The sequence below is a fragment of the Nonomuraea sp. NPDC026600 genome, assembly GCF_040638335.1.
Classification (GTDB): Bacteria; Actinomycetota; Actinomycetes; order Streptosporangiales; family Streptosporangiaceae; genus Nonomuraea.
Genome location: NZ_JBEZYD010000059.1, coordinates 28,019 through 40,562 on the forward strand (window position 1 = coordinate 28,019; position 12,544 = coordinate 40,562).

Below are 12,544 nucleotides of genomic sequence, written 5' to 3' on the forward strand. Positions count from 1 at the left end.
ACAGCCACACTCAGGACGGGCACACCCAGGACGGCCACACCCAGGACGGGCACGCGACCGGCAGGGCGGTCACCATCGTGGAGGTCGCCCGGCACGCGGGCGTGGCCGTGAGCACGGTCTCCTATGTGCTCAGCGGCAAGCGGGCGATCTCGGCGGGCACCCGGCGGCGGGTGCTCGACAGCGTGCGGACGCTCGGCTACCACCCCAACGCCGGTGCCAGGGCGCTGGCCAGCAAGCGGGCCAACGTGATCGCGCTGGTGCTGCCGCTGCGGGCCGGGATGCACGTGCCGGTGCTGATGCGCTTCGCCACCTCAGTGGTCACCGCGGCCCGCCACTTCGATCACGACGTACTGCTCCTGACCGCCGACGAGGGCCTCGACGGGCTGCGCAGGGCCGCGGCCAGCGCGCTGGTCGACGGCCTGGTGCTGATGGACGTCGAGCTCGACGACCCCAGAGTGCCGCTGCTGCGCCGGCTCGCCGAGCCCAGCGTGCTGATCGGCTTCCCCGCCGACGCCGCCGGCGTGACCTGCGTGGACCTCGACTTCGCCGCCGCCGGGGAACTGTGCGTGGCGCACCTGGCCGAGCGCGGGCACCACGAGGTGGCCCTGCTCGGCGCGCCGTCGGTGGTCTACGAGCGGGGGACCGGGTTCGCCCGCCGCACGCTCGAAGGCTTCACCGCCGCCCTGGCCGAACACGGGCTCGACGGCACGGCGCTGCCGTGCGAGGAGACCTTCGAGGAGGTGCACGCCACCGTGAGCGGGCTGCTGGCGGCCCGGCCCGGCCTGTCGGGGCTGGTCGTGCACAACGAGGCGGCCGTCAACCACGTGCTGAGCTCGCTGCGGCAACTGGGCCGCAAGGTGCCGCAGGACCTCGCGGTGGTGGCGATCTGCCCCGACGACATCGCCGAGCCCGCCCGGCTCACCTCGGTGCTGATCCCGGCCGAGGAGGTCGGCAGGGAGGCGGTCGGGCTGCTGATGGAGAAACTGGCGGGCCGCACGGTGCCGGCCGCGACCCTGCTGGTCCCGCGCCTGACCGTACGGGCGAGCACCTGACCGCATGCGCGACGGAGCACCTGACCGCATGCGCGACGGAGCACCTGACCGCATGCGCGACGGAGCACCTGACCGCATGCGCGACGGAGCACCTGACCGTCGGCTCAGCGGTGGCGCCTGGCGCCCTTCGCCGGGCAGCGGTCCGTCGTCTCGGGGGGGAACAGGGAGACGGTGGAGGGGCGGGGGAGCGGCACGTCCGACGGGCGAGTGCCGTCGAGGAGGAGCGCCAGGTAGCGCCGATGGTCGGCGCCGTCGTCGGCCCCTCGGTGGACGGTCGTCGCCAGCGCCATCACCACGATCGCCGCCAGGTCGCGGACCAGCAGGTCGTCGCGGACCAGCCCGCGCTCCCGCGCGGTGGCCAGCACGTCGCCGAGCGGTCCCATGAACCGCTCGGCGATGCCGATCGTGAACCCCCCGGCCTCCTTCGCCGCGGACAGGAGGGTCCGGTGGCCGATCAGCGTGGCGACCGTGGCCGCCAGCGCGTCGGCCAGCCCCTGTCTGGGGTCGGCGGCCACGCGGGCGGCCTGGACGACCGGCTCGATCTCCTCGGCGAAGTAGGTCTCGAAACAGGCCCTGATCACGCTGTCGCGGTCACCGAAGCGCCGGTAGACGGTGGCGATGCCGACGCCGGCGCGGCGGGCGATCTCCTCCAGCGAGACGCTCGTGCCCGACTCGTGCAGGGCCGCGATCGCCGCCCTGACGATCCGGTCGGAATTGCGCAGTGCGTCCGCACGACGTCGCTGCTCTGGCACACGCCGAACGCTAGCAGCATCCACGCGGTCACTCCATGGCAGCGTTACCAGGCCACCTCGAGAGACGCCACGCCGTACACGAGGTGGAAGGAGCGGAAATCCGCGACGGGCGTGACGGCACGCAGCTTGGGGAAGCGCTGGAACAGGGCGGGGAAGGCGATCCGCATCTCCATCCTGGCCAGCGGAGCGCCCAGGCAGTGGTGCACGCCGTGGCCGAAGGCGAGATGGCCGGGCGCGCCGCGGGTGATGTCCAGCCCCTCGGCCTCCTCCATGAAGGCCGGGTCGCGGTTGGCGAGGGGCAGCGAGCAGACCACCACCTCGCCGGGCTTGATCGTCTGACCGGCTATCTCGGTCTCCGTGGTGCACACCCGGGCCAGGCTGGCGTGCAGGATGCTGAGCCAGCGCATCAGCTCCTCCACGGCGGCGTCGATCCGCTCGGGCTCCTTCAGGAGCAGGTCGAGCTGGTCCGGCTGCCGAAGCAGGGCCAGCGTGCCCAGGCCGAGCATGTTGGAGGTGGTCTCGTGCCCGGCGATCAGGAGGATGTTGCCGATGCCGATCAGCTCGTTCGTCGTCAGGTCGTCGCCGTGCTCGCGCACCAGCATGCCCAGCAGTTCCTCGCCGGGGTCGGCCTGGATGCGGGTGACCAGCTCGGTCATGTACGCGCGCGACTCCAGCTGCAGCTTGAAACGCTCCTCCATGGGCAGCGACACGTCGAGCAGCCGGCCGGTCCTGTGCTGGAAGTCCGCGCGGTCCTCGTACGGCACGCCCAGCAGCTCGCAGATCACCAGCGACGGGATCGGCAGCGCGAACGACTGCACCAGGTCGACGGGCGAGCCGGCCTTTTCCATGGCGTCGAGGTGCTGCTCGACGATGTCCTTGATCCGCGGCTCCAGCCGCCGCATCCGGCGGAGGGTGAACTCCGGCGTCAGGAACCGGCGCAGCCGGGTGTGCTCGGGCGGGTCGAAGGCGAGCAGGTTGCCGGCGCGGAGCTCGGCGATCTCCTCCTCCGACGCGCCGGGCGGCTGGAAGAACGTCTGACGGGCGCTGCTGAACCGCTCGGCGTCGCCCAGCACCGCACGCGAGTCGGCGTAGCGGGTCACCATCCAGGCTTCGACGCCGAAGGAGGTGGTGACGCGGGTGATCCCCTCCTTCTCCCGCACCTCCGCCAGCTCGGGAACGGGATCGAACTGCGCTCGCCGCATGTAGAGAGGCAGCGTCGAGATGTCGCTCATACAACCCCCAGGAATGACCAGTCGTCATGAAGTGCCCTGACAAGAAACGATAGCAACCTATCGCTTAGCCGCAAGAGCATCGGGCGTAAACATTGGGCCTTGACGATCTTTGTGGTATCGCTAACACTCAACACGCCCCGACACCGCCGCATATCCGGCATTCAAAATGTTAGCGCTAACCAAGCTAACGCTAGCTCTAATGAGGAGTTCGTTGCCATGTTACGCCTGAGAGCCGTGACCCTCGCCGCGGCTGCCGCCGCCGGGCTGGTCCTCATCACCGCAGCTCCGGCGCCCGCCGCCGCGCCGATCACCACCTCGATCTACACCGCAGACCCGGCCGCCCTGGTGGTCGGCGACACGATGTACCTCTACACGGGCCACGACGAGGCCCCCGCCGGCGGCACGAACTTCGTCATGCGCGACTGGCACGTGTTCACCTCCGGCGACGCGGCGGCCTGGACGGACCAGGGCGCGAAGCTGAAACTTTCAGATTTCTCGTGGGCGGGCGCCGACGCGTGGGCGGGCGAGGTCGAGCCGCGCAACGGCAAGTACTACTGGTACGCCCCCGTCAACGGCAACGGCGCCGGCTGGATGGACATCGGCGTGGCGGTCGGCGACAGCCCGCTCGGCCCCTTCCACGACGCCAAGGGCGGCCCGCTGATCAGCGACAGCACCCCGAACTCCTCCCCGCTCAACATCGACCCGACCGTCTTCACCGACGACGACGGCCAGGCCTACATCTACTGGGGCTCCTACTACGGCCTGCGCGCCGCCAAGCTCAAGCCCGACATGATCAACCTCGACGGAGGCGTGGTCACCCCGAGCGGCGTGTCGAACTTCTGGGAGGCCCCCTGGATGTTCAAGCGCAACGGCACCTACTACCTCGCCTACTCCGCCAACGACTCGGCCTGCTCCGCGCCCGGCTACGCGTGCATCCGCTACGCCACCGCGAGCAACCCGCTGGGGCCGTGGACCCACCGGGGCGTGGTGCTCGACCAGGTCACCTCGACCACCAACCACCCGGCGATCATCGAGTTCAAGGGCCAGTGGTACATGGTCTACCACAACGCGAACAGCCCCGGCGGCGGCAACTTCCGCCGTTCCGTCACCCTCGACAAGCTCTACTGGAACGCCGACGGCACCATGCAGAAGGTCGTGCAGACGACGGGTCCCACCAGCTCGAACCTGGCGCTGAGCGCGACGGCGTCCACCTCGTACGTCTCGCCGTGGGAGACCCTCGGCGCGATCAAGGACGGCTTCACCCCGGCGAACTCGGCCGACCACAGCCACGGCGCCTACGGCAACTGGAACCACCAGGGCACCGAGTGGCTGGAGTACCAGTGGCCGTCCGCGCAGAGCGTCGGCCGGGTCGGGGTCTACTGGTTCGACGACGACCTGGGCATCGACCTGCCCGCCTCCTGCAAGGTCCAGTACTGGAACGGCAGCGCGTACGTGGACGTGCCGGGACAGTCGGCCTGCGGGGTGGCGGCCAACACCTTCAACACCACGACGTTCCCGGCGATCTCGACGACCAGGCTCCGGCTGAGCATCACCTCGAAGACCGGCTTCTCGACCGGCGTCCTGGAGTGGACCGCACAGGCGTGACCCTCTCACCAGCACCGGAGGTGCGATGAAACTGCTTCTTCCCCTCTTGCTCGCCGCCTTCTTCCTCACCCCGGTGGACGCCGCGCAGGCCGCCGAGGTCAACCTGGCCGCCTCGGCGACCGCGAGCGCGTCGTACACCTCTCCGTGGGAGAGCATCGCGGCGATCAACGACGGCATCGACCCGCCCAGCTCGAACGACACCGTCAACCGCCGCTGGGGCACCTGGCCGAACACCGGACAGCAGTGGGCCGAGCTGACCTGGTCCCAGGCGCAGACGCTCCGGGTCGCCCAGGTCTACTTCTTCGACGACAACGGCGGCGTGCGCGTCCCGGCCTCGTGGAAGCTGCAGTACTGGACCGGCAGCGCCTACAACGACGTGCCGAACGCGAGCGGCTACCCCACGGCGCTCAACGCCTACAACAAGGTGACGTTCGGCCAGGTGAGCACCACGCGGCTACGCGTCCTCCTGCAGAGCGGCCAGGGCTCGGTCGGGCTGCTGGAGGTCAAGGCGTTCACCAACGACCCGGGCGGCGGTGGCTCCACCACCACCTGGAACCCGCCGGCCAACCTGGTCACGCCGCTCAACGAGGTCTGGCAGCACGTCGAGAGCACCTATCCCAACCTGTACGGCTTCCGCAACTACGGCTGGGACCAGATCATGGCCAACGGCGGCTCGATCAACTACTGCGTGCGCTGGGACAGCAGCGCCACGGTGAGCGCCGCCCAGCGTGACCAGATCCACGCCGCGCTGGCCAGGCAGTTCAAGAAGTGGATGGACGTGATGGCCGGTCACAACGCCTGGCCGTACGCCACCGTGCCGGTCAAGGTCGTCGGCTGGGCGGTGCGCGACCGGGCGCAGCTCCAGTGGAGCGACAACTCGGTCGACGTCTACGTGAACAACATCAACGAGAACGCGCCACAGTGCGCCGCGCCCTGCGGCCGGTTCTTCAACCAGAGCGGCACCTACCCGAACTGTCCCGGCGGCGCCTCCCACCACTACGACATGTCGCTGTGGCTCACGGCGGGCTTCGGCGGCGGCGCGGGCGGTGACTGGGGCCAGCGCATCGGCAGCGAGTACTACACGAGCAACCTCAACACCGACAACATCCACATCCTGCTCCATGAGATGGGCCATTCGTTCGGCCTGGACGACTTCTACGACTGGACTCCCACGGGGCAGTGCTGCTTCCTGATGAAGGCGGGCAGCGCGACCTCGATCACCGAGTTCGACGCGTGGATGTTCCGCGACTGGTGGCGGCACCTGAAGAACCGCTACGGGCTGTAAAACCGGGAAGGGCGGCGGCCATTAGGGCCACCGCCCTTCTCAGGCGTTGACGGTGAGCGAGTACTCGCGGGTGACGGGCGTGCTCAGCTTGTCGTAGTCCCTGAGCTGGACGGTGAAGGCCGACGTTCCCGCCTTGACGGGCTTGCCGGTGATCGCGCCGGTGAACCGGTCGAGCGTCAGCCCCTCGGGCAGCGCGCCGCCGGTGACCTGCCAGTCGTAGAACGGCACGCCGCCCTTGGCCTGGAGCCGCTGGTCGTAGGCCGCGCCCGCCTTCCCCGCCTTGACCGTGGCGGTCTCGATCGAGGGCTTGAGGAACGGGGTCAGCTTCTTGTTCAGCTTCCAGCCGGCGTTCTCCGCGATCAGCAGCGTCAGCTTGGTCAGCTCCCACTGCCTGGTCGGGAAGACGTGCCGCCAGCCGCCGCTCTGGCCGCTCAGCCGGTCCCAGTACGGCTCGTCACCGGGCACGTGATAGCTGGTGTCCAGCGGGACCGGGTAGCCCTGGTAGTCGATGACCTCCTGGTCGTCCCTGCCCTTGCTCTCGACGTACTTCGCCATCCCCTCCCAGTCGCTGTGGAAGGCGACCGCGTGGCCGTACTCGTGCATGACCAGGCCGTGCACGTCGATGACCTGGCCGAGGTCGGTCTTGTACCAGTCCTCGTCGGCCAGTGAGCTGACCAGCTTCATGAGCTGCTCGTCGTACTCCAGGATCATGCTGGTCGAGCGGTGGTACGGGGTGGGCTTGCCGTTCTGGGTGTGGAACTTGCCGTTGATCGTCGGGTAGCCGGTCGAGTACGGCGTCTGAATACCGCGGAAGAAGACGTACATGCCCTTGTACGGCTTGGCGTTGGTGGCCTCGACCTCGTTCTGCCAGTCGTCGCCCGGCAGCTTGTTGACCTCGTCGCCCGCGGGCACCGTGTCGAACGGCTTGAGGTCGAAGAAGGCGAACCAGTTCCGGACCGCCGTCTCCGCGGCCGTGCGCACGCCCGGGTCGGAGAAGTAGCGGGTGATCGTGTCGTAGCGGTAGTCGAAGTCGATGGGGATCGTCGGCCGCAGGGCGGTCTTCTCGTCCTGCTGGACCATGATCGGCATGCTCTGGGTGATCGTCGCGCCGGTCGCGTCGGTGGTCCGCATCACCCACTTGTGGCGTTCGTCCTGGCCGGGGCCCTGCTTGGAGTGGATGGCCAGCCGGACGACCTCGCGGTCGGCCGGGCCGGTGAGCGTGAAGGTCTTGGTCGCGCCGCTCGCCGTCAGCTCGCTCGGCATGTTGAGCATCAGCCGGGAGGTGCCCTCGGCCTTCAGGTCCACGGTCAGCGGGTAGGCGAAGCCCGGCGTCTTGGGCGCCCTGACCGTCAGCTCGACGTACGGATTGGCCAGGTAGCCCTGCCAGTCCACGAGCTTGACGCCGTAGTCCTTGACGTTGCGGTAGAAGATGTCGAACACGTCCAGGGCCGGGGCGGCCTGGCGGGCCGCCAGGCCGGGAGCGGGCACGGAGAGCGCGCCCGCCAGCCCGGCCAGGACGGTTACGACAGCGATCTTCCTATTCAAGCGAAAGCCTTCACTTCCAGGAGTCCGACGGACGCTTGTCCGCTCTGCAGGGCCACGCGCAGCCGCGTGGTGGAGACTTGGCCGAAGCTCACGTGGTTGTAGGCGTTGAGCGCCGTGGGGTAGGTGCCGGGGATGTCCACGTACGCGGTGCCGTTCCAGTACTGGAGCTTCCAGGAGGCGGGCAGGCGCACGCCGTCGTTGTCGTCGAAGAAGTACACGTCCGCCGACCGGATCGTCTGCGCGGACGGCCAGGTCAGCTCGGCCCACTGCGCGCCGGTGTTGGGCCAGGTGCCCCAGCGGCGGTTGACGGTGTCGTTCGAGCTGGGCGGGTCGATGCCGTCGTTGATCGCCGCGATGCTCTCCCACGGCGAGGTGTAGGAGGCGGACGGCGTCGCGGTCCTGGCCAGGTTCGTGGGCGTGGTGGTGCCGCCGACCTGGAGCTGGAACGACCTGGTCACCGGCGTGCTCCTGCTGTCGTAGTCACGCAGTTGCACGGTGAAGGTCGAGGTCCCGGCCGTGGTCGGCGTGCCGCTGATCGTGCCGGTGAACCGGTCGAGGCTGAGCCCGGCGGGCAGCGAACCGCTCGTCACCTGCCAGTCGTAGAAGGGCACGCCGCCCTTGGCCGACAGCGTCTGCTGGTAGGCGGTGCCCGGTGTGGCCTGGGGCAGCGAGGTGGTGACGATGGACGGCGCCAGGAACGGGGTGAGGTTGCGGTTGAGCTTCCAGCCCGCGTTCTCGGCGACGAGCAGGGCGAGCTTGGTCAGCATCCACCTGCGGGTCGGGAACAGGTGCGTCCAGCCGCCGCTCTGCCCGCTGAGCCGGTCCCAGTTGGGCTGGTCGCCGGGGATGTGGTAGCTGCTGTCCAGCGGCACGGCGCGGCCCTGATACGCGACCACGTCCGGGTCGTTGCCGCCGCCGGCGACGTAGGAGCGCATCCCGGCCCAGTCGCTGTGGTAGGCGACCGCGTGGCCGTACTCGTGCATGACCAGGCCGTGCACGTCGAGCACCGAGCCGGCGATCTCCGTCTTGTACCAGTCCTCGTCGGCCAGGGAGGTGAAGAGCTGCTTGTTCGCCTCGTCGTACTCGAAGATCATCGCGGTGGACCGGTGCAGCGGGCCCGCGACCTGCTGGCCGTTCCGGGTGGAGTACTTGCCGTTGGCGGCGGGGTAGCCGGTCGAGTAGGGCGACTGGATGCCCCTGAAGAAGACGTACATGCCGTTGTAGGCCGCGTTGTTGGTGACCGTGATCTCGTTCTGCCAGTCGTTGCCCGGCAGGTGGTTGTTCTCGGTCCCGGCCGCCACCGTGTCGAAGGGCGCCACGTCGAAGAAGCGGAACCAGTCCTTGACGGCCTCCTCGGCGGCGGTCCTGAAGGCCGGGGCGTTGAAGTAACCGGTGATCGTGTCGTAGCGGTAGTCGAAGGTGATGGGGATCGTCGGCTGCAGGGCGGTCTTCTCGTCCTGCTGGACCCTGATCGGCATCGACTGCGCGAGGGTCGCGCCGCCCGCGTCCCTGATCGCCAGCTTCAGCGTGTGCAGCTCGTCGACGCCGGCGCCGCGCTTGGAGGCGATCTCCAGCTTGAACGTCTTCTGCTCGGTGGCCGAGGCGAACGTCAGCGTCTTGGTGGCGCCGGTCGCGGTGAGCTGGCTGGGCAGGTCCATCATCAGCCGCGAGGTGCCCTCGGCCTTGAGGTCGATCGTGACGGGGAAGCGCGCGTCCTGCGGGGGCTTGACGGTCAGCTCGATGTACGGGTTGGCCAGGTAGCCCTCCCAGTCCACCAGCTTGACGCCGTAGGTGTTGACGGTCCTGCCGAACATGTCGACGACCTGTGCGGCGGCGAGGGCGTGCGCGGGCTGCACGCCGACGAGGAAGGAGGCCAGCAGCAGGACCGCGACGGTTAATCGCTTCATGGCGGAGACCTTTCAGTTTTTGATGCCGGTGAGTGTGACTCCCTCGATGAAGTAGCGCTGGAGGAAGAAGAACAGGGCCACGATCGGCACGATGACGGCCGCCGAGGCCGCCATCAGGTAGCCCCACTGCGTGATGAAGACGCTCTGGAACGAGGCCAGCCCGAGCGAGAGCGTGTACTTCTCCTCGTCCTGCAGGTACAGCAGCGGGCCGAGGAAGTCGTTCCACGTGCCGATGAAGGTGAAGATGGTGACCACGATGATCGCCGGCTTGGACAGCGGCATGACGACCGTCCAGTACACCCGCCACGGCGACGCCCCGTCGATGTAGGCGGCCTCGTCGAGCTCGAAGGGGATGGTCAGGAAGAACTGCCGCAGCAGGAACACGTTGAACACGCCCCCGCCCGCCCCGGCGAACCAGGCCGGCACGGTGAGCGGGACGAACGTGTCCAGCGCCCCCAGCTCCTGCCACATGACGAACGTCGGGATGATCGTCACCGCGTACGGCAGCATGACACCGGTCAGCAGCAGCGCGAACACCACGTTGCGCCCCCGCCAGCGCAGCCGCGAGAAGCTGAAGGCGGCCACCGAGCAGGTGAACACGGTGCCGAGCACACAGATCACCGCGATGATCACCGTGTTGAGCAGGTAGAGGCCGAACGGCTGGGCGGTGAGCGCCTCGCCGAAGTTCGACCACTGGAAGGGGCGCGGGATCCACTCGGGCGGGGCGACGAACATCTGGCTGTCGGCCATCAGCGCGCTGCGCACCAGCCAGACGAACGGCAGCAGCGTCGGGATCGAGCCCGCCACCAGCGCCACGTACAGCAGCGCCCTGCCGTACCTGCGCGGCCGCCGCAGGCCCTGGGTCGGCGCCACGCCCTTCGCGCGGGTCCCCTCCCGCGCCGCCAGCGTGGTCATCGGGCACCTGCCATCTCGTAGTAGACCCAGCGGCGGGCGTTGCGGAACATCAGGAACGTCACCACCATGATGATCATGAAGAGCACCCACGCGAGCGCGCTGGCGTAGCCCATCTCGCTCTCGGTGAAGGCCTTGCGGAAGAGGTAGTAGACGTAGAAGAGCGTGGCGTGGTTGGGGCCGCCCTCGGTCATCACGTACGCCTGGTTGAACACCTGGAACGTGCCGACCACGCCCACCACCAGGTTGTAGAAGATGGTCGGCGTCATCATCGGCAGCGTCACGTGCCAGAAGCGCCGCAGCGGGCCGCCCCCGTCGATCGAGACCGCCTCGTACAGGTGGCGCGGCACGCCCTGCAGCCCGGCCAGGAAGATCACCATGGTGTTGCCGAAGCCCCAGGTGCTCATGATGATCAGTGACGGGATGGCCATCTGCTCGCTGTAGACCCACTGGGAGGTCGGCAGCCCGGCCTGGCGCAGCAGCGAGTTGAGCAGCCCGAAGTCCGGGTTGAAGATCCAGATCCAGAGCACCACGTTGGCGATCGCCGGGACCAGCGTCGGCAGGTAGAAGATCGTCCGCCAGAGCGACAGGCCGCGCGCCTTCTGGTTGAGCAGCATGGCGACCGCGAAGCTGACGATCAGCGTGAGCGGCACCGCGCCGAGCGTGTAGTACGTCGTGGCGCTCAGCGACTTCCAGAACAGCTCGTCGTTCACCATCGCGCTGTAGTTGTCCAGCCCGACGAACGACGGACTGCCGCCGATCTGCCAGTCGGTCAGGCTGAAGAAGAACGAGGCGACCATCGGGCCGATGGTGAAGATGACGAACCCGAGGATGGCCGGCAACGCCATGAGGATGCCCCATCGCGTCTCGAACCTGCGCATCAGAGCGCCTGCGTGTGCTGCCAGCCCTGCAGCATCCCGGTGATCTTGGGCGCGGTCGCCTTGAGGATCTCGGCCGCCGGGCGCTTGCCGGACTCGATCTCCTGTAGTGCGGGGGTGAGTACGTCGCTGCTGATCACGGACATGTTCTTGATCCGGTTGCCGAAGGTGGGCACCCCGTGGTCGCGCGCGAAGTCGACGACCGCGGTCCTGAACTCCGGCGGGTGCAGGTCGTTCTTGGTCCAGGAGTCGACGGACGCCTGGTCCTCGTAGTACTTCTTCTCCTGCGGCATCCACAGGCCCTGCTTGTAGAGGTCGACGTAGCGCGGATCGTTGTGGAAGGCGAACAGCTCCACCGCCTCCTCCACGTGCTTGGTCCCGGCGAACACCGCCGACGCGCCCGCCACCTGGGTCGCCGTGAACGGCTCTCCGTACTTGGGCAGCACGCCGATGCCGTAGTCGGCCTTGCTCTCGTTCATGTCGAGCAGCGACCAGTGGCCGTCGATCACCATGGCCACGCGCTTGGTCTTGAGCAGGATGTTCGTGCCGGGCACGTCGTCGCCGGTGGCCGCGAGCTGGCCGGGGCCGGGCATGACCCGGTGCTTGTAGATGAGGTCCTGCAGGTTCTGGAAGACCTTGATCGCCTCGGGCGAGTCGAGCAGGCACCGCTTGCCGCTCTCGTCGGCGAAGTCGCCGCCGTTGCTGCGCAGGAAGCCGTACCAGGCCGCGCCGTAGGTGATGCTGCTGGAGATGCCGAACTGCCTGATCTGCTTGGGGTCGAAGCCCGACTCGTCGGGATGCTTGCCGTTCTGGTCGAGGGTCAGCTTGTAGGCGTTCTGGATAAGTTCGTCCCAGGTCCAGGCGGAGGCCGCGTCGGCCGGCGGGGCAGCGAGGCCGGCCTCGGTGATGGCCTGCTTGCCGTACCAGAGCAGCTCGACCTCGTTGGCCGTGGCGACGCCGTGCAGCTTGTCCTGGCCGTACCAGAGGTAGGCATCCTGGAGGTAGCCACTGAGCTGCGGATATTTCTTCAGATACGGGAACAGGTTGACCAGCTTGCCCTGCTCGGCCAGGCGGAAGGACATGGCCATCGGCACGTAGCCGACGTCCGGCACCCGGCCGCTGGCCACCAGGGTGTTGAGCTTGACGTCGTACTCGTCGGGAGTGAACAGCGCCTTGACCTTGGTGCCCGGCTTCTTCTGCTCGAACTGCCTGAGCATCTTCTCCACGGCCTTCTGCTCGAAGGTGGAGCCCCAGTACATGAACTGCAGCTGCGTCGCGGCGCTCGATCCGCCGCCGCTCCCGCACGCGGACGCCGCCGCGCCGAGGGCCGCGAGACCGCCGATCTTGAAGAGGTCACGTCTATTCATGGGGGGTGC

The 12,544-nt window shown here is 68.4% G+C and carries 10 protein-coding genes; 3 read left to right on the top strand and 7 right to left on the bottom strand.

The annotated features are described in order from the left end of the window. Positions 1 to 74: 74 nt before the first annotated feature. Positions 75 to 1,052 carry a LacI family DNA-binding transcriptional regulator gene (locus AB0F17_RS61635; RefSeq protein ID WP_358045437.1) on the top strand — a complete coding sequence of 326 codons (978 nt, stop codon included), beginning with the start codon at positions 75 to 77 and terminating at the stop codon, positions 1,050 to 1,052. A gap of 104 nt (positions 1,053 to 1,156) precedes the next feature. Here AB0F17_RS61635 and AB0F17_RS61640 read toward each other — a convergent pair whose 3' ends face one another. Further along, entirely contained in the window at positions 1,157 to 1,804 is a 648-nt protein-coding gene (locus AB0F17_RS61640; RefSeq protein WP_358045362.1) for a TetR/AcrR family transcriptional regulator, read from the bottom strand. 44 nt (positions 1,805 to 1,848) lie between these two features. Next, positions 1,849 to 3,036 carry a cytochrome P450 gene (locus AB0F17_RS61645; RefSeq protein ID WP_358045365.1) on the bottom strand — a complete coding sequence of 396 codons (1,188 nt, stop codon included), beginning with the start codon at positions 3,034 to 3,036 and terminating at the stop codon, positions 1,849 to 1,851. Between the two features lie 216 nt (positions 3,037 to 3,252). Between AB0F17_RS61645 and AB0F17_RS61650 the strand changes: the two genes are divergently transcribed. After that, a complete protein-coding gene (locus AB0F17_RS61650; RefSeq protein WP_358045368.1) occupies positions 3,253 to 4,641 on the top strand; it encodes a glycoside hydrolase family 43 protein in 1,389 nt (462 codons plus the stop codon). A 25-nt stretch (positions 4,642 to 4,666) separates the two neighbouring features. Then, positions 4,667 to 5,926 (top strand): hypothetical protein, encoded by a 1,260-nt coding sequence (locus AB0F17_RS61655; protein ID WP_358045371.1) that lies wholly within the window; start codon positions 4,667 to 4,669, stop codon positions 5,924 to 5,926. 39 nt (positions 5,927 to 5,965) lie between these two features. Here AB0F17_RS61655 and AB0F17_RS61660 read toward each other — a convergent pair whose 3' ends face one another. Genes AB0F17_RS61660 through AB0F17_RS61680 form a run of 5 tightly spaced genes read right to left on the bottom strand, consistent with a single transcriptional unit; the run spans position 5,966 to position 12,535 of the window. Further along, a complete protein-coding gene (locus AB0F17_RS61660) occupies positions 5,966 to 7,471 on the bottom strand; it encodes an Ig domain-containing protein (protein WP_358045374.1) in 1,506 nt (501 codons plus the stop codon). Beyond that, positions 7,468 to 9,378, bottom strand: a complete 1,911-nt coding sequence (locus tag AB0F17_RS61665) for an Ig domain-containing protein (protein WP_358045377.1) — start codon at positions 9,376 to 9,378, stop codon at positions 7,468 to 7,470. Before AB0F17_RS61665 ends, AB0F17_RS61660 begins: the two co-directional genes overlap by 4 nt. A 12-nt stretch (positions 9,379 to 9,390) precedes the next feature. Further along, on the bottom strand, positions 9,391 to 10,293 hold the full coding sequence (locus tag AB0F17_RS61670; protein WP_358045380.1) for a carbohydrate ABC transporter permease: 903 nt from the start codon (positions 10,291 to 10,293) through the stop codon (positions 9,391 to 9,393). Further along, positions 10,290 to 11,171, bottom strand: coding sequence for a sugar ABC transporter permease (locus AB0F17_RS61675; RefSeq protein ID WP_358045383.1), 882 nt, complete (start codon positions 11,169 to 11,171; stop codon positions 10,290 to 10,292). Before AB0F17_RS61675 ends, AB0F17_RS61670 begins: the two co-directional genes overlap by 4 nt. Next, the gene (locus AB0F17_RS61680; RefSeq protein WP_358045385.1) at positions 11,171 to 12,535 is read right to left on the bottom strand and encodes an extracellular solute-binding protein; all 1,365 of its coding nucleotides are present in this window, start codon (positions 12,533 to 12,535) and stop codon (positions 11,171 to 11,173) included. Before AB0F17_RS61680 ends, AB0F17_RS61675 begins: the two co-directional genes overlap by 1 nt. Positions 12,536 to 12,544 lie beyond the last annotated feature (9 nt).